The sequence below is a fragment of the Rhizobium sp. NZLR1 genome (genome assembly GCF_017357385.1).
Lineage (GTDB): Bacteria > Pseudomonadota > Alphaproteobacteria > Rhizobiales > Rhizobiaceae > Rhizobium.
Window position 1 is genome coordinate 1,495,712 of sequence record NZ_CP071632.1, and the last position, 15,165, is coordinate 1,510,876.

General features: G+C 59.9%; 16 protein-coding genes. 13 read left to right on the forward strand and 3 right to left on the reverse strand.

What is annotated here, in order from left to right:
* Positions 1-87 precede the first annotated feature (87 nt).
* Positions 88-984: an alpha/beta hydrolase gene (locus J3O30_RS07490; protein WP_207583606.1), complete on the reverse strand. Its 897-nt coding sequence runs from the start codon at positions 982-984 to the stop codon at positions 88-90.
* A 64-nt stretch (positions 985-1,048) separates the two neighbouring features.
* Positions 1,049-3,124, reverse strand: a complete 2,076-nt coding sequence (locus J3O30_RS07495) for a lytic transglycosylase domain-containing protein (RefSeq protein ID WP_207583607.1) — start codon at positions 3,122-3,124, stop codon at positions 1,049-1,051.
* Positions 3,125-3,335: 211 nt separating this feature from the next.
* Here J3O30_RS07495 and dapA point away from each other — a divergent pair, with 211 nt between their 5' ends.
* Positions 3,336-4,220 (forward strand): 4-hydroxy-tetrahydrodipicolinate synthase, encoded by an 885-nt coding sequence (gene dapA / locus J3O30_RS07500; protein ID WP_207583608.1) that lies wholly within the window; start codon positions 3,336-3,338, stop codon positions 4,218-4,220.
* A 93-nt stretch (positions 4,221-4,313) separates the two neighbouring features.
* The gene (smpB, locus tag J3O30_RS07505) at positions 4,314-4,793 is read left to right on the forward strand and encodes an SsrA-binding protein SmpB (RefSeq protein ID WP_164008587.1); all 480 of its coding nucleotides are present in this window, start codon (positions 4,314-4,316) and stop codon (positions 4,791-4,793) included.
* A gap of 149 nt (positions 4,794-4,942) precedes the next feature.
* On the opposite strand, the gene J3O30_RS07510 is transcribed toward smpB, so the two are convergent.
* Complete coding sequence (locus J3O30_RS07510) at positions 4,943-5,524, reverse strand: NYN domain-containing protein (protein ID WP_207583609.1); 582 nt, start codon at positions 5,522-5,524, stop codon at positions 4,943-4,945.
* A 296-nt stretch (positions 5,525-5,820) separates the two neighbouring features.
* Here J3O30_RS07510 and rpoZ point away from each other — a divergent pair, with 296 nt between their 5' ends.
* From rpoZ to recO, 11 genes are all read left to right on the forward strand, one after another.
* A complete protein-coding gene (rpoZ, locus tag J3O30_RS07515; protein ID WP_003558080.1) occupies positions 5,821-6,225 on the forward strand; it encodes a DNA-directed RNA polymerase subunit omega in 405 nt (134 codons plus the stop codon).
* 189 nt (positions 6,226-6,414) lie between these two features.
* Positions 6,415-8,649, forward strand: a complete 2,235-nt coding sequence (locus J3O30_RS07520; RefSeq protein WP_207583610.1) for a bifunctional (p)ppGpp synthetase/guanosine-3',5'-bis(diphosphate) 3'-pyrophosphohydrolase — start codon at positions 6,415-6,417, stop codon at positions 8,647-8,649.
* Between the two features lie 193 nt (positions 8,650-8,842).
* Complete coding sequence (locus J3O30_RS07525) at positions 8,843-8,992, forward strand: DUF3563 family protein (protein ID WP_207583611.1); 150 nt, start codon at positions 8,843-8,845, stop codon at positions 8,990-8,992.
* 158 nt (positions 8,993-9,150) lie between these two features.
* Positions 9,151-9,741 (forward strand): DUF2062 domain-containing protein, encoded by a 591-nt coding sequence (locus tag J3O30_RS07530; protein WP_207583612.1) that lies wholly within the window; start codon positions 9,151-9,153, stop codon positions 9,739-9,741.
* Between the two features lie 38 nt (positions 9,742-9,779).
* Complete coding sequence (acpS, locus tag J3O30_RS07535; RefSeq protein WP_007626522.1) at positions 9,780-10,184, forward strand: holo-ACP synthase; 405 nt, start codon at positions 9,780-9,782, stop codon at positions 10,182-10,184.
* Positions 10,185-10,319: 135 nt separating this feature from the next.
* Entirely contained in the window at positions 10,320-11,063 is a 744-nt protein-coding gene (gene lepB / locus J3O30_RS07540; protein ID WP_207583613.1) for a signal peptidase I, read from the forward strand.
* Positions 11,060-11,779, forward strand: a complete 720-nt coding sequence (rnc, locus tag J3O30_RS07545) for a ribonuclease III (RefSeq protein WP_207583614.1) — start codon at positions 11,060-11,062, stop codon at positions 11,777-11,779. Before lepB ends, rnc begins: the two co-directional genes overlap by 4 nt.
* A 7-nt stretch (positions 11,780-11,786) precedes the next feature.
* The gene (gene era, locus J3O30_RS07550; RefSeq protein WP_164008604.1) at positions 11,787-12,728 is read left to right on the forward strand and encodes a GTPase Era; all 942 of its coding nucleotides are present in this window, start codon (positions 11,787-11,789) and stop codon (positions 12,726-12,728) included.
* 150 nt (positions 12,729-12,878) lie between these two features.
* A complete protein-coding gene (locus tag J3O30_RS07555; protein ID WP_207583615.1) occupies positions 12,879-13,631 on the forward strand; it encodes a Crp/Fnr family transcriptional regulator in 753 nt (250 codons plus the stop codon).
* Positions 13,632-13,733: 102 nt separating this feature from the next.
* Complete coding sequence (locus tag J3O30_RS07560; RefSeq protein WP_207583616.1) at positions 13,734-14,219, forward strand: hypothetical protein; 486 nt, start codon at positions 13,734-13,736, stop codon at positions 14,217-14,219.
* A 98-nt stretch (positions 14,220-14,317) separates the two neighbouring features.
* A complete protein-coding gene (gene recO, locus J3O30_RS07565) occupies positions 14,318-15,082 on the forward strand; it encodes a DNA repair protein RecO (protein WP_207583617.1) in 765 nt (254 codons plus the stop codon).
* Positions 15,083-15,165: the final 83 nt, after the last annotated feature.

Genomic DNA, 15,165 nt, shown 5'->3' on the forward strand with positions numbered 1-15,165 from the left:
CAATCAGGAAAGCCCGGCTCTCGAGCCGGGCTTTTTGTATTTCGATAAATGGCAGGGATAGCTGCCGGATGTCCGGCGTCAATCAGGCTATCCGCAGGAGGCGAGAAAAGCTCGAATAGCTGCGGGAAGATTGCTGAGATGCAGGAGGGGTGCATGTCCTTGCCCTTCGACAGCATGCAGGATCAACCTTGAATGCCGCCGTGCCATTTCGCCCGCGGTCTCCTTTGAGAGCAGAGACGTATTTTCGCCACGGATCAGCATGAGCCGAAATCGGCTCAGGCTTTCGAATTGCTCCCAGAGATCGGGTAGCGGCTGGCTGAGATCGACCGATTTCAGTGCCTCCGCGATCGCCGGATCGAAATCGGCGACCGGCCTTCCGCCGATGTCGCGATAAATGGCACGTGCCATCTCGCGCCAGTCGTCGCTTTCAAGCGCGGTGAACGACGCGCCATGATTTTCCTTCAATATATCGGCCGCGGCGTTCCAGTTTGCCGGCCTTCTGCCGCCGTTGAGATAATCGCGGATCCGCGCCAGCCCTTCGGCCTGGACCACAGGCCCGATATCGTTGAGGATGACGGCTTCGAGAAGATCCGGCCGTGTCGCCGCGATCAGGTGCAGGATCAGCCCGCCCCGAGACGTGCCGATGAAGATCGCCCTCTCGATTCCGAGTGCCGCGCAGGCGGCAACGACGTCGCCGGCCTCCATCGTGAGATTGTAGTTCGCCTTGTTCTCATCCCAGGCCGAGTTTCCCCGCCCGCGCGAATCGAGCGCGATGACCCGGCGCGGTTCTGTCATGTCCCCGGAGAGAAGCAGCGCAAGCGGGTGAAAATCCCGCGTATTGCGGGTCAGGCCGGGCAGGCAGACGACCGGCAGTCGTCCCGCGGTTGCCGCCTCGCCGGGCCGATAGTCGCGGGCATAAAGCTTCAGCCCATCCGAAGACGCGTAAAATCGTTCCTGGAAACCGCTTGCATCCGTATCCGGCATCGCATCCCTCGAGAGTTGTTGATCCCGCAGATGTAGCCTGCTTCTCGAGCCGCGCCAAACGGCTTCAGGAGGCGCTGCGACCGCCGATCAGGTCGCGCTCGATATCGGTCGGCTGGCCGAGACGGGCCTTGTAGACCTCGTAATTCTCCATGACCCGCTGGACGTAGTTGCGCGTTTCGGGGAAGGGGATGCGCTCGATCCAGTCGACGATCTCGTCGATCGACTTGCCGCGCGGATCGCCATAGCGGCCGATCCATTCCGGTACCCGCTTCGGTCCGGCATTGTAGGCGATGAAGGTGAGAATGTAGGAGCCGCCGAAGGCGTCGATCTGCTCGCCAAGGTAATGCGCGCCGAGTGTGGCGTTGTAACCGGCATCGGCCGTCAGCTTGTCTTTCGAATAGGCGATGTTATGGCGCTTGGCCACCGCCTGGGCTGTCCCCGGCAGAAGCTGCAGCAATCCCCGCGCATTCGCCGCCGAAACGGCGGCTGGGTTGAAGGCGCTTTCCTGCCGGGCGATGGCATAGGCGAGTGCCTTGCCGGAGCCGGAGATATTGGCATTCGCCGGGATGACGCCGACAGGAAAGGCGAGTGCTGCGACGTCGATGCCGCGTCCATAGGCGATCTTGCCGATCTGCAGCGACAGATGGTGATCGCCGGATTGCTCAGCCTGTGCCGCAAGCACAGCCAGTTCACCCGGGCTCTGCAGTTGATCGGCGAGCGCCAGATAGAGAATGTCGGCCCGCCATCCGTGGCCTGCCGCCTCCAGCCGGGCGATCGCCTGCACGGCTTCGCGTCCCTGGAAGCGTTGCCGGTCGTCCGCGGTCGGCGAGGGATAGGTAACGTTCAGCGTCTTTCGCCCTAACCGTTCCGCCGCGAGCTGGCCATAGAAAGTGCCGGGAAAAGTCGCAGCCTTCGCATAGAATTCGCCGGATTTGCCAGGACCTCCGGCCTCCGCCGCTCGTCCCAGCCAATACCAGGCGCGTGAAACCGAGATCGGCCCGTTTGACGTCTGGAGGATCTTGCGGAAGTGTTGTTCCGCGGCAGCCGGATCCTGCAGGCCGCGAAGCGCGTACCATCCGGCATGGAACTCAGCCTCGACGATATCCGTCGGGCTCGTTGCGGCGTAATTTGCGACGATGCGATAGGCCGGCTTGAACTGCCCCTGGTCGACGAGACCACGGCTGACGATACGCTGCTCGTTCCACCACTCGCCCGAATTGACAAGGTCGCTGCGCTCGGGCGGCATCTGCTCCAGAAGTGCTGCCGCCTCGGCATATTTGTCCTGCTTGCGGAGATATTCGATTCGCGCAAACAGCAAGCCGGCATCGCCGCGCCATCTGGCATCGACGGTATCGAGTAGCGCGCCGGCATTGCCAGCCTTGGCGTCGACGGCAGACCAGGCCTTGTAGAGCGACTGCGCCTGGCCCATGTCTCCAAAGCGCTTAGCCTGCGCCACTCGGCCGCGATACATCAGATAGTCCATCCGCGCCTTGTGGTCGGCGGGCGTCAGCAGCGCCGAAAACTCGATGAGCATCTTATCCTCGATCGCCTTGTCGAGAGCCTCTCCACGCCAGACCCTGCGGATATATTTTGCCGCCTGCGCCTGCTTGCCCGTTGCAATCAGCGCCCGGCCGAGGATGACGGCGCCCTGCATCGTCTCAGGTGCGGTATCGCCGAAGGCGGCGAGCACGGCTGATGGGGCGGGGTTTTCATCATAGAGCGCGCGTTCGGAATAGGCGCGCAGCCGCGAAAGGCCCGGCCAGCTCTTGAGCTCTTGCGCAGCACTGGCGATTTCATAGGAGGGAACGCCCTTCAATCCGGAAACGGCGATCGCCCAGGTGAGGATATGGCGGTCGAGCGTATCGTCGCGCATGCTGTCGCGGATCGACAGCGCTAGCTGCGGGTCCTTGTCGGAAAGCGCGTCGAGGCCGGCTTTCAGATCGTTGTTGACTGGCGCGACTGCCGGATTGCGCGGAATGGCGCCTGTTGTGATCGATTCCGGTATGGCCGTCTCAGGAATGAAGCCGAGCGGCTTGACAGCAGGCACGGGCGCGCTCTCGCCGGGAAGCGGCGACGCTACACCGCCCCACGCGGCGGCAATGAAGCCGAAGGCGGACAGAATCAAGACAGCTTTCTTCATCCGGGATCTCGCAACGAAAACACGCCCTGCCATTTGGCTAGAGGCATCTTAACGAAACCTTACCGTACCAGGTAAAATTCATTCACATCTGCTATCGGAATTGCCCTAAACCGAACTCTACGCGCTTGTCGCGATGATTTCGGCGCTCTATGGTGCGCAAAATATTCATGGAATGCGGCCGAAGCAAGGATTTGGTCGTGAGGAGCTTTGCATGTTCAATGGGTCCATTCCCGCCCTCGTCACCCCCTTCACGGATGCCGGACTGATCGACGAAGACAGCTTCGCCGCGCATGTCGACTGGCAGGTCAAGGAAGGCAGCCGGGGTCTCGTTCCTGTCGGCACGACGGGCGAATCCCCGACGCTGTCGCATGCCGAGCACAAACGGGTGGTGGAACTCTGCATCGAGGTTGCTGCAAAACGCGTCCCCGTCATGGCCGGCGCCGGCTCGAACAATACACGTGAGGCGATCGAGCTTGCCCAGCATGCCCAGAAGGTCGGTGCGGACGCAGTTCTGGTCGTCACGCCTTACTACAACAAGCCGACGCAGAAGGGCTTGATCGCGCATTTTTCGGCGATTGCCGAGGCCGTCGATCTACCGATCTATATCTACAACATCCCCGGCCGCTCCGTGGTCGACATGACGCCGGAAACGATGGGTGCGCTCGCCAAAGCCCACAGGAATATCGTCGGGGTCAAGGATGCGACGGGCAAGATTGAGCGTGTCTCCGAGCAGCGCATCACCTGCGGTTCGGATTTCAGGCAGTTGTCCGGCGAGGATGGGACGGCGCTCGGCTTCAACGCCCATGGCGGTGTCGGCTGTATTTCGGTAACGGCCAATGTCGCCCCGCGCCTCTGCGCCGATTTCCAGGCGGCGACGCTGGAAGGCAACTATTCGAGCGCGCTGGAATATCAGGATCGGTTGATGCCGCTGCATAAAGCGATCTTCCTGGAACCTGGTCTTTGCGGCGCCAAATACGGGCTCTTCAAGCTTGGTCGTATGAGCCGCAACGTCCGCTCGCCGCTGATTTCGACGCTGGAACCGGCAACGGAAACGGCGATCGACGCCGCCCTGCGCCACGCTGGGCTTCTGAACTGAAGAGACCGGCCGTCTTCACAAGGCCGGGTCGTTCCCCTACATAAGGGCAAGCAATGAGGGCGCGGCTTTTCGCGCCCTGAAGGGAATATCGTCATGGCCCCCAAAGGCAGCCAGCGCGTGGTGAACAAGGTCGTGGCCGAAAACCGCAAGGCCCGCTTCAACTACGAGATCATCGATACCTACGAGGCCGGCCTCGTGCTGATGGGCACGGAGGTCAAGGCGCTACGCGAAGGAAAGGCCAATATTGCCGAATCCTATGCGTCGGATGAGGGCGGCGAGATCTGGCTGATCAATTCCTATTTGCCGGAATATCTGCAGGCGAACCGCTTCAATCACGAACCGCGCCGACGCCGCAAGCTGCTGCTGTCGGGGCGTGAAATTCATCGCCTGCGCTCTGCTATCAACCGCGAAGGCATGACGCTGATCCCGCTGAAGATCTATTTCAACGATCGCGGCCGGGCAAAGATGGAGCTGGCGCTCGCTAAGGGCAAGAAATTGCACGACAAGCGCGAATCCGAGAAGGAGCGGGATTGGAACCGGCAGAAGAGCCGCCTTCTGAAGGACAATGGCTGACCACACTGGGCTGCCCACTATGCCGTGATTGGCGATCACACTGCAGTCGGCCGCTGTCGCTGATCTCGAGTGTGCAGGTATGGCGGTGCGGGGAGGGGCTGCCACGCCCTTTCCCTCGCGGCCACTCGCTTCGAAATGATCGATTGAGATCAATCCTCTACATCGTTCGCCGGTGCGACTTCGACCTGACGTGGGGCTCGCTCGGCGGGATCGCGACCAATTTCAGCTTTCAGAGATAGGAGATCGATGAAGTGATCGGCTTGGCGACGCAGGTCGTCGGCAATCATCGGCGGCTGGGTCGCCATGGTTGAGATCACCGAGACCTTGCGGCCCCTGCGCTGCAACGCCTCGACCAGGTTGGTAAAGTCGCCGTCGCCCGAGAAGATAACGAGATGATCGACAGTTTCGGACTGTTCCATGGCGTCGATCGCAAGCTCGATGTCCATGTTGCCCTTGATCTTGCGTCGACCCATGGAATCCGTGAATTCCTTGGCAGGCTTGGTGACGACTTTATAGCCGTTATAGTCGAGCCAATCGATCAGCGGCCGGATCGACGAATATTCCTGATCTTCGATCAGAGCCGTATAATAGTAGGCGCGCAGCAAATAACCGCGTTTCTGGAATGCTTTCAAGAGCTTGCGGTAATCTATGTCGAAGCCGAGGCTCTTGGATGCAGCGTAAAGGTTGGCGCCGTCAATGAAGAGTGCAATTTTCTCGCGTGGGTCAAACATCGCTTACCAATCCAATGAGAGCAATAGAAATCCGCAGGACCAAAATCCAATAAAAACAATGACTTGTGTTTTGACTTCGATCTGATCCATATTTTAACAATTATTCATATATGAAAGATTTAGGGCACGATTCGGCATATTCCAAGCAACCTTCGGTGGAATTGTGACATTCTCCATGGAAATTTAGCTCGGCCGCGGATAAAGACGAGGGGAGCCGGAATGAAAAACTTGTATTTGCCCGGTTTTAATTGTATCCGGCGTGCTAATCCCGAAATGACGACCGTAAAGGACAGGCAATGGCCCGTGTCACAGTTGAAGATTGCATCGACAAGGTGGAGAACCGCTTCGAGCTGGTTCTGCTCGCCAGCCACCGCGCCCGGCTGATTTCCCAGGGTGCCTCGATCACCATCGATCGCGACAACGACAAGAACCCGGTCGTCGCCCTGCGCGAAATCGCCGACGAGACGCTTTCGCCCGATGACCTCAAGGAAGATCTGATCCATTCGCTGCAGAAGCATGTCGAAGTCGACGAGCCCGAGCCCGATCCGGCCAGCATGATCGCCGCCGGCGGTGTCGCCGCAGCCGACAGCGAAGAGCAGGACGACGTGCCCGAGACGATCACTTTCGACCAGATGTCGGAAGAAGAGCTGCTCGCCGGCATTGAAGGCCTCGTGCCGCCGGAAAAGAGCGACGACTACTAAGCGCGTAGCCTGATCCCGGTCGCATGTGATCCCCCGGTTGAATCCGATCCGGGAAAAGTTTCATGCGATGGAAAAGAGCGATGATTACCAATCGTCAATCTTGCGCCTTTATTGCTTAGGCATATTATTGCCCATGTGTGCGCCAATCGTTGATTGGCGCGCTTTTATTTTTATCGGAGTGGCTTTGGAATGATGCGGCAGTACGAGCTCGTGGAGCGGGTTCAGCAATACAAGCCCGATGCCAATGAAGCACTGCTGAACAAAGCCTATGTCTACGCCATGCAGAAACATGGCCAGCAAAAGCGCGCGAGCGGCGATCCCTATATTTCCCATCCGCTCGAAGTCGCCGCCATCCTCACCGACATGCACCTCGACGAATCGACGATCGCGGTTGCCCTGCTGCACGATACGATCGAGGATACGACGGCGACGCGCGCCGAGATCGACGAACTCTTCGGCGAGGATATCGGCCGCCTGGTCGAGGGTCTGACGAAGATCAAGAAGCTCGACCTCGTTACCAAGAAAGCCAAGCAGGCGGAAAACCTGCGCAAGCTGCTGCTGGCCATTTCCGACGATGTGCGCGTGCTGCTCGTCAAGCTTGCCGACCGTCTGCACAATATGCGCACCCTCGATCACATGTCGGCCGACAAGCGGGCCCGCATCTCCGAGGAGACGATGGAAATCTATGCGCCGCTCGCCGGCCGCATGGGCATGCAGGACATGCGCGAGGAGTTGGAGGAACTCTCCTTCCGGCATATGAACCCGGAAGCCTACGACACCGTCACCAAAAGGCTGGAAGAGCTCTCCAAGCGCAATGAAGGCATTGTCAAGAAGATTGAGGCCGAACTGCGTGACCTGCTGGTCGCAAGCGGCCTGACCAGCGCCTATGTCAAGGGCCGGCAGAAGAAGCCCTATTCGGTCTTCCGCAAGATGCAGTCGAAGTCGCTTTCCTTCGAACAGCTTTCCGATGTCTACGGCTTCCGGTTGATCGTCGAGGACATCCCCTCCTGCTATCGGGCACTCGGCATCGTTCACACCCGCTGGCGCGTCGTGCCTGGCCGCTTCAAGGACTATATCTCGACGCCGAAGCAGAACGATTATCGTTCCCTGCACACCACCATCGTCGGTCCTTCCAGCCAGCGGATCGAACTGCAGATCCGCACCAAGCGCATGCATGAGATCGCCGAATTCGGTATCGCCGCCCACACGCTCTATAAGGACGGCGCCACCAATGCCGACGGCGACATCCTGTCTCGCGAATCCAATGCCTATTCCTGGCTGCGCCATACGATCGAAGCGCTCGCCGAGGGCGACAGCCCGGAAGAATTCCTCGAGCACACCAAGCTCGAACTCTTCCAGGATCAAGTCTTCTGCTTCACGCCGAAGGGGAAGCTGATTGCCCTGCCGCGTGGCGCCACGCCGATCGATTTTGCCTATGCGGTGCACACCAATATCGGCGATACCACGGTGGGCGCCAAGATCAACGGCCGGATCATGCCGCTGGTGACGCGGCTTGCGAATGGCGATGAGGTCGAGATCATCCGCTCCGGCGTGCAGGTTCCACCCGCAGCCTGGGAGGAGATCGTCGTCACCGGCAAAGCGCGCGCCGCCATCCGCCGCGCCACCCGCATGGCGATCCGCAAGCAATATGCCGGCCTCGGCCACCGCATTCTCGAACGCACCTTCGACAGGGCCGGCAAGATTTTCTCCCGCGAGGCGATGAAGCCGGCGCTGCACCGCCTCGGCCAGAAGGAAGTCGAGGATGCGATCGCTGCCGTCGGCCGCGGCGAGATGTCTTCGCTCGACGTGCTGCGCGCCGTCTATCCCGACCATCAGGATGAGCGCGTCACCGTGAGGCCCTCCGGCGACGACGGCTGGTTCAATGTCCGCAGTGCTGCCGGCATGATCTTCAAGATCCCCGGCAAGACCAAGCCCGGGCCTGATGGCGGCCATTCGGAAATCGACACCGACGCCGATATCGGGCCGATCCGCGGCCTGTCCGGCAATGTCGACGTCAAGTTCGCGTCAACAGGCGCGGTGCCCGGCGATCGCATCGTCGGCATCATGGACCAGGGCAAGGGCATCACCATCTATCCGATCCAGTCGCCGAGCCTGCAGCGCTTCGACGATCAGCCCGACCGTTGGATCGACGTCCGCTGGGACCTCGACGAAGCCAACAAGTCGCGTTTCATGGCGCGCATCATGGTGAATGGGTTGAACGAGCCCGGCACGCTTGCCAAGGTCGCCCAGACGGTTGCAGGCCTCGACGTCAATATCCGTTTGCTAAATACCGTGCGGGTAGCGGCGGATTTCACCGAGATGATGCTCGAGGTCGAGGTCTGGGACCTCCGTCAGCTCAATCAACTGCTCGCTCAGATGAAGGAACTGGACTGCATCGCCACGGTTCGGCGGCTTTATGAGTAGGCTCTTTGTTAAGCCCTCAGGGCTTTGAGCGCAAAATTGCACATTTTATGATCGTTCCGTGGTCAAGGTGGAGCGTTAAAAAGGCAAGCAATGCGCTAAATGCATGGCTGTCTCCATGTTGCGGCTGTAGTAATTAACTTGTGCCGAGCCTATCTTCTGGTCATCGAAACGCAAACAGAAGATGAGACAAGAAATGTTTGACCCCATCAAGAAATTCGCCCGTGCCTTCCGCGCTCCGACCACGCAGGAACGTGAAATGGCATATCTCAATGGCTCGCTCGATCGTATCGATCTCGAGTTTCGTCAGCGCCAGGTCGACCGCGGTCTGTTCCGCACGCGCTGATACTGAACTTTATACTTGAGACGAGTGAGGGACGTTATGCATGACGGACGCCCCTTGGCATGAAGAAGCTCCTCACCGCGAAGAGAACTGAGCTGTTTTTTACGCGGTATCAACTGCCGCTCTTGTCATGGTCATGTGCGCTGCACTAAATACCGGCCATGTTGTTTCGCCGTCGCAAGCCCGCGGGATTCAAGGAAAAGATGCGAGAGCTTTTATGGCCCCGCAAAGGTTTCCTTCGCCCGATCCGTTATCTGACAATGCGCATCCTGCGCCTCAGCGCTTCGCCGCATGCGGTTGCGGCCGGCGTCGCTGCGGGTGTGTTCGTCTCGTGGACGCCGTTCATTGGCGTGCATTTCGTCATGGCTTTTGTCATCACCTATTTCCTCTCCGGCAGTATGGTGGCCGCCGCCCTCGGCTGCGCGGCCTTCGGCAATCCGCTGACCTATCCCTTCATCTGGGGCATCACCTGGGAGATCGGGCACCTGCTGTTGAGCCGTGAGGATCATCTGGCCGGCCAGGCGGTTGATCTGGCCGCCCTATTTCACAGGCTGAACTTCACGGAGCTGTGGAGGCCGGTGCTGGAGCCGATGCTCGTCGGCGCCATTCCGCCGGGGATCGTCACCTCCGTTGCGCTCTATGCGCTGACGTTCTACACCGTGAAGAGTTTCCAGACGCGCCGCCACACACGGCTGTTGGAGCGGGCGCGATTGCGCCTAGCCAGCCCGGCCGGCGACATGCCCAGCGTATGAGCCTGATCAAGAATGCTTAAGCGACGGAAGGTTCCGGCATGATCATCGGCATTGGCAGCGATCTGATCGACATTCGCCGCGTCGAGAAATCCATCGAACGCTTTGGCGAGCGCTTCACCCGTCGCTGCTTCACCGAGATCGAGCGCGCGCGTTCCGACCGCCGGGCAAATCGTGGTGCATCCTATGCCAAGCGTTTCGCCGCCAAGGAGGCCTGTTCCAAGGCGCTCGGTACCGGCATAGCCCAGGGGGTCTTCTGGAAGGACATGGGCGTCGTCAACTTGCCGAGCGGCAAGCCGACCATGGTTTTATCGGGCGCCGCCGCCCTGATCCTCGAATCGATGCTGCCCGCGGGCCACAGGCCCGCCATTCATTTGACAATAACCGATGATTATCCCTTGGCGCAGGCCTTCGTGATTATCGAGGCGTTGCCCGAGAGCCTCTGATCGCGACCTCGGGAGCTGTTGATCGCGACCTCTCGTCGCTTTTGATGTTGTCGCCATTGCCGCAACCGGCCGAAGCCGCTAGAGAGAACGACAGAAAAATTGCGCCGCCGCGGCGTCTTGAAGGAATAAGACTGCGTGTCCGAAAAAGTCGAAACCAAGCCGAACGCCCTCTGGGAAAATATCAAAGTCATCATCCAGGCGCTGATTTTGGCGATGGTGATCCGAACGGTGCTGTTCCAGCCCTTTACCATTCCGTCCGGTTCGATGATGCCGACGCTGCTCGTCGGCGACTACATCTTCGTCAATAAGTTCGCTTACGGCTATTCGAAATATTCGCTGCCCTTCTCGCCCGATATCTTCAGCGGCCGCCTGTTCGGCTCCGATCCGAAGCGTGGCGACATCGTCGTTTTCCGCTTCCCGCCAAACCCTGAAGTCGATTACATCAAGCGTTGCATTGGCCTGCCGGGCGACCATATCCAGGTTACCGACGGCGTGCTCTACGTCAATGGCAAGCCGGTTCCGAAGGTGGCTGACGGTACCTTCACGTCGGATTACAAACTCGATCCGGGCGCCGATGTACCGGTCTTCCGCGAAACGCTCGACAGCGGCAAGACCTACGATACGCTCGATCAATCTCCCGTGTCGCGCGGCGATAACACCCGTGAATTCATCGTGCCGGAAGGCCATTATTTCATGATGGGCGACAACCGCGACAACTCGCTCGACAGCCGTTTCGACGTCGGCTTCGTGCCTGCAGAAAATCTTGTCGGCCGCGCCAGCGTCATCTTCTTCTCACTCGGCAACGACACCTCCTTCCGCGAAATCTGGAAGTGGCCGACGAATATGCGCTGGGACCGCCTCTTCAAGGTTGTTGAATGAGCAAGGCGCAGACGCTTTCTGCGGCCGACCGCGCAAAGCTTGAAGGCCTGATCGGCCACGACTTCGCCGAAAAGGAACGCCTGGATCGGGCGCTGACCCATGCCAGCGCCCGCACCGAAAAGGGCGGCAATTACGAACGGCTGGAATTCCTCGGCGACAGGGTGCTCGGCCTCTGCATCGCCGAGCTTCTGTTTCGCACCTTCGGTGCGGCGGCGGAAGGCGAGCTCTCGGTTCGCCTCAACCAGCTCGTCAGCGCTGAAACCTGCGCTGCCGTCGCCGACGAACTCAGTCTTCACCTCTATATCCGTACCGGCGCCGATGTGAAGAAATTGACCGGCAAGCGGATGATGAACGTGCGCGCCGACGTCGTCGAAAGCCTGATCGCCGCGATCTATCTCGACGGCGGCCTCGAAGTGGCCCGCCGCTTCATCCTGCGCTACTGGCAGGGCAGGGCGGTCAGGGCCGATGGCGCCAAGCGGGACGCCAAAACCGAGCTGCAGGAATGGTCGCACGCCAAATTCGGCGTCACGCCCAACTACCGCGTTGATGAACGCAGCGGACCGGATCATGATCCGCGTTTCAAGGTGACGGTGGAAGTTGCTGGCATAAAGCCGGAAACCGGCGTAGAGCGGTCGAAGCGCGCCGCCGAACAGGTTGCGGCGACGAAGATGCTTGAGCGCGAAGGCATTTGGCAGCAATCGCCTGCCGGAAACTGACGGGACAATGACACAAGAAGAAGATATCGCGGCCGAAGCTGCTGCAGAAACCAATCGTCCGACGCATTCGGGCTTCGTTGCGCTGATCGGGCCGACCAACGCCGGTAAGTCGACGCTGGTGAACCGCCTCGTCGGCGCCAAGGTCTCGATCGTCAGCCATAAGGTGCAGACGACGCGTGCCATCGTCCGCGGTATCGCGATCCATGACAACGCCCAGATCGTCTTCATGGACACGCCCGGCATCTTCAAGCCACGCCGCCGGCTCGACCGCGCCATGGTGACCTCGGCCTGGGGCGGTGCGAGGGATGCCGATCTGATTGTACTGCTGATCGACAGCGAGCGCGGCCTGCGCGGCGATGCCGAAGCCATCCTCGAAGGCCTCAAGGAGGTCCGGCAGCCCAAAATCCTGCTGCTCAACAAGATCGACCGCGTCAACCGTGAGGATCTGCTGGCACTCGCGGCCGCTGCCAACGAGAAGATCGCCTTCGATCGTACCTTCATGATATCAGCCGAAAACGGCTCCGGCTGCGACGATCTCATGGACTATCTGGCCGCCACGCTGCCGGAAGGGCCGTGGTACTATCCGGAAGACCAGATCTCCGATCTGCCGATGCGCCAGCTCGCCGCCGAGATCACCCGCGAGAAGCTGTTTCTGCGCCTGCACCAGGAGCTTCCCTACGCCTCGCATGTCGAGACCGAAAAGTGGGAAGAGCGCAAGGACGGCTCGGTGCGGATCGAGCAGGTGATCTATCTCGAGCGCGACAGCCAGAAGAAGATCGCGCTCGGCAAGGGTGGTGAAACCATCAAGGCGATCTCGACTGCGTCGCGCAAGGAATTGTCGGAGATCCTCGAGCAGCCGGTCCATCTCTTCCTGTTCGTCAAGGTTCGCGAGAATTGGGGTGATGATCCCGAGCGGTTCCGCGAAATGGGTCTCGATTTCCCGAAATAAGCACGGCAAGGATTTCGTCGGCCAGGCGCCAGACCGTTGTTTCCGCATAAAAAAATCGCTTTGCTCACGGAACAAATTTGTGGCTTTCGCATTCCTGAATGAGCGGCGTGCAAACGATGGTGCGTCGGCTTTGCGACGGCAAGGGCAAACATGGTGACGTCGAGATCGGTCAATTCTTTCAAGACCCCTTGCCAGCAATGTCCCTTGCGGCCCCTGCCGCATTTCAGGGAATTCAGCCGCGACGAGCTGGAATTCGTCTCGAGCTTCAAGAGGGGTGAGCTTGCCGTCGATGCCGGCTCCACTATCCTCGTCGAGGGCGCACACAGCGCTCATCTCTTCACCGTGCTTGCTGGTTGGGGCTTTCGCTACAAGATGCTGGAGGATGGGCGCCGCCAGATTCTGAATTATATCATGCCAGGCGATCTGATCGGCCTGCAGGGAACGATCGCCGGCGAGATGCAGCATTCCGTCGAAGCGCTTTCGCCGGTATCTCTTTGTGTTTTCGAGCGTGACAGACTGATGACGCTCTACAACAAACACCCCTCGCTCGCCTTCGACATCACCTGGATCGCTGCGCGCGAGGAGCGTATTCTCGATGAACACCTGCTCAGCATCGGCCGCCGCACGGCGCTGGAAAGAGCAGCCTACCTGATCGCTTTCCTGTTTGAGCGTGGCCGGAAGCTTAATCTCTTCAACGGCCGCAAATTCATCCCCATCACCCAGCAGCACATTGCCGATACACTCGGCCTTTCCATCGTCCACACCAACAAGACCCTGAAAAAGCTCGGTGAACGTCGGTTGATCCGCTGGCAGGAGCGCGGCTGCGAGGTTCTGAACGGCGAGGAATTGATGGCCATTGCCGGCTGGGAAGGGCTCGGAGAGGGCAAACGCCCCTTCATCTAACCCTTGGCCTTATGTCTTTTTTAAATGCGCATTAGCAGCTCGGAAAATAAGGTCGGTCGTCGCCTTTCCTCCGATTTTGATTCTTATCGACCGGGCAGAAAAGTGGTTTATTCAGAAATGGTGGCGGAATTCACCGATAGCGTGCCATGCGGGGCACCGGAAGGCAATGATGTTGGCGAAACAGCCGGGACGCTGCGACAGGCGCCCGACGGGAGGCATGGAATCATGAGCGCAATCCGTGTTCTGGTTCTTGAAGACAGTCTGATCATCGCGATGGAGGCGGAGGATATGCTGCGCCTGGCCGGCGTCGAGAGTATCGATATCGTCGGCAGTGTGGAGCAGGCGAGGGCTGCTATCGCTGCGGAGACATATGATTTCGCCCTTCTCGACGTCAATCTCGGTGAGGGCATGAGCTTCGGATTTGCCCGCCATCTTCTCGATATTGGCATTCCCTTCGGCTTCGTCAGCGGCTATTCCGATACGGGCGATTTCCCGCCCGACTTGCAGCACATTCCGCTTTTGGTGAAGCCTTTCGACGAAACGGCGATGCGTGAATTCCTGCTGAGGCTTTTCCCGGCTGTCGCCTGATGCGCTCCATGACAGGAGCATGATGTCGCCCGAAAACCGCTCACAGTTTTCGGCATCATGCTCTAGGATGGATTCGTCGGCCGTAAGGACTTCTTTCGATGCAGTGGCAGGACCATGCGATCATCCTGGGCGTTAAGCGCCACGGCGAGACGAGTGTCATCGCCGAGGTGATGACGCGTGATCGCGGCCGCCATCTCGGCCTGGTTCGTTCCGGCCGGTCGCGCGCCATGCAGCCAGTGCTGCAGGTGGGCAATGCCGTGGAGGTCCTTTGGCGCGCCAGGTTGGACGAGCATCTCGGCGAATTTCGCGTCGAGCCGGTGACGTTGCGCGCCGCCCGCCTGATGGAAACGGCGACCGCCGTCTACGGCGTTCAGGCGATGGGCGCGCTGCTGCGGCTGCTGCCGGAGCGTGACCCGCATCCGCATCTCTTCGATGCGCTGGAGGTCATCCTCGATCACCTGCACAACCCGGCCGATGCCGGCGAACTCTTCGTGCGTTTCGAGCTTGCGGTGCTGAACGATCTCGGCTTCGGTCTCGATCTGGCCGAATGTGCCGCGACCGGCGCCCGTTCCGATCTCGCCTATGTCTCGCCGAAATCCGGCCGCGCCGTCAGCCGCAGCGCCGGTGCCCCCTGGGCGGACAAGATGCTGCTCCTGCCGCCCTTCCTCGGCATCGAAGGCAACCATGCAGCCGACTTCGACAGCCTTGCGGCGGCGTTTCGTCTGACGGGATTCTTTCTGCATCGCCACGTCTATGAACCGCGAGGCATCGAGGCCGTTGCAGCCCGCGAGGGCTTCGTTCAGGCGGCACTCAAGGCGCTCAATCCTGCTTTGCGGACGCTTTCCGGTCAGATCTCCGCCTGAGATCGGTTTTCAGCCGTTTTTTACGGGTGCAAAACATCCTCCGGATTTGGCGGTTTACCCGTATATGAGCCCTTCCTATGTCT

Excerpts from the sequence above, each read along its gene's own strand:
- J3O30_RS07490 (WP_207583606.1), bottom strand. The coding sequence starts at position 984 with ATGCCGGATACGGATGCAAGCGGTTTCCAGGAACGATTTTACGCGTCT.
- J3O30_RS07495 (WP_207583607.1), bottom strand. The coding sequence starts at position 3,124 with ATGAAGAAAGCTGTCTTGATTCTGTCCGCCTTCGGCTTCATTGCCGCC.
- dapA (WP_207583608.1), top strand. The coding sequence starts at position 3,336 with ATGTTCAATGGGTCCATTCCCGCCCTCGTCACCCCCTTCACGGATGCC.
- smpB (WP_164008587.1), top strand. The coding sequence starts at position 4,314 with ATGGCCCCCAAAGGCAGCCAGCGCGTGGTGAACAAGGTCGTGGCCGAA.
- J3O30_RS07510 (WP_207583609.1), bottom strand. The coding sequence starts at position 5,524 with ATGTTTGACCCACGCGAGAAAATTGCACTCTTCATTGACGGCGCCAAC.
- rpoZ (WP_003558080.1), top strand. The coding sequence starts at position 5,821 with ATGGCCCGTGTCACAGTTGAAGATTGCATCGACAAGGTGGAGAACCGC.
- J3O30_RS07520 (WP_207583610.1), top strand. The coding sequence starts at position 6,415 with ATGATGCGGCAGTACGAGCTCGTGGAGCGGGTTCAGCAATACAAGCCC.
- J3O30_RS07525 (WP_207583611.1), top strand. The coding sequence starts at position 8,843 with ATGTTTGACCCCATCAAGAAATTCGCCCGTGCCTTCCGCGCTCCGACC.
- J3O30_RS07530 (WP_207583612.1), top strand. The coding sequence starts at position 9,151 with ATGTTGTTTCGCCGTCGCAAGCCCGCGGGATTCAAGGAAAAGATGCGA.
- acpS (WP_007626522.1), top strand. The coding sequence starts at position 9,780 with ATGATCATCGGCATTGGCAGCGATCTGATCGACATTCGCCGCGTCGAG.
- rnc (WP_207583614.1), top strand. The coding sequence starts at position 11,060 with ATGAGCAAGGCGCAGACGCTTTCTGCGGCCGACCGCGCAAAGCTTGAA.
- era (WP_164008604.1), top strand. The coding sequence starts at position 11,787 with ATGACACAAGAAGAAGATATCGCGGCCGAAGCTGCTGCAGAAACCAAT.
- J3O30_RS07555 (WP_207583615.1), top strand. The coding sequence starts at position 12,879 with ATGGTGACGTCGAGATCGGTCAATTCTTTCAAGACCCCTTGCCAGCAA.
- recO (WP_207583617.1), top strand. The coding sequence starts at position 14,318 with ATGCAGTGGCAGGACCATGCGATCATCCTGGGCGTTAAGCGCCACGGC.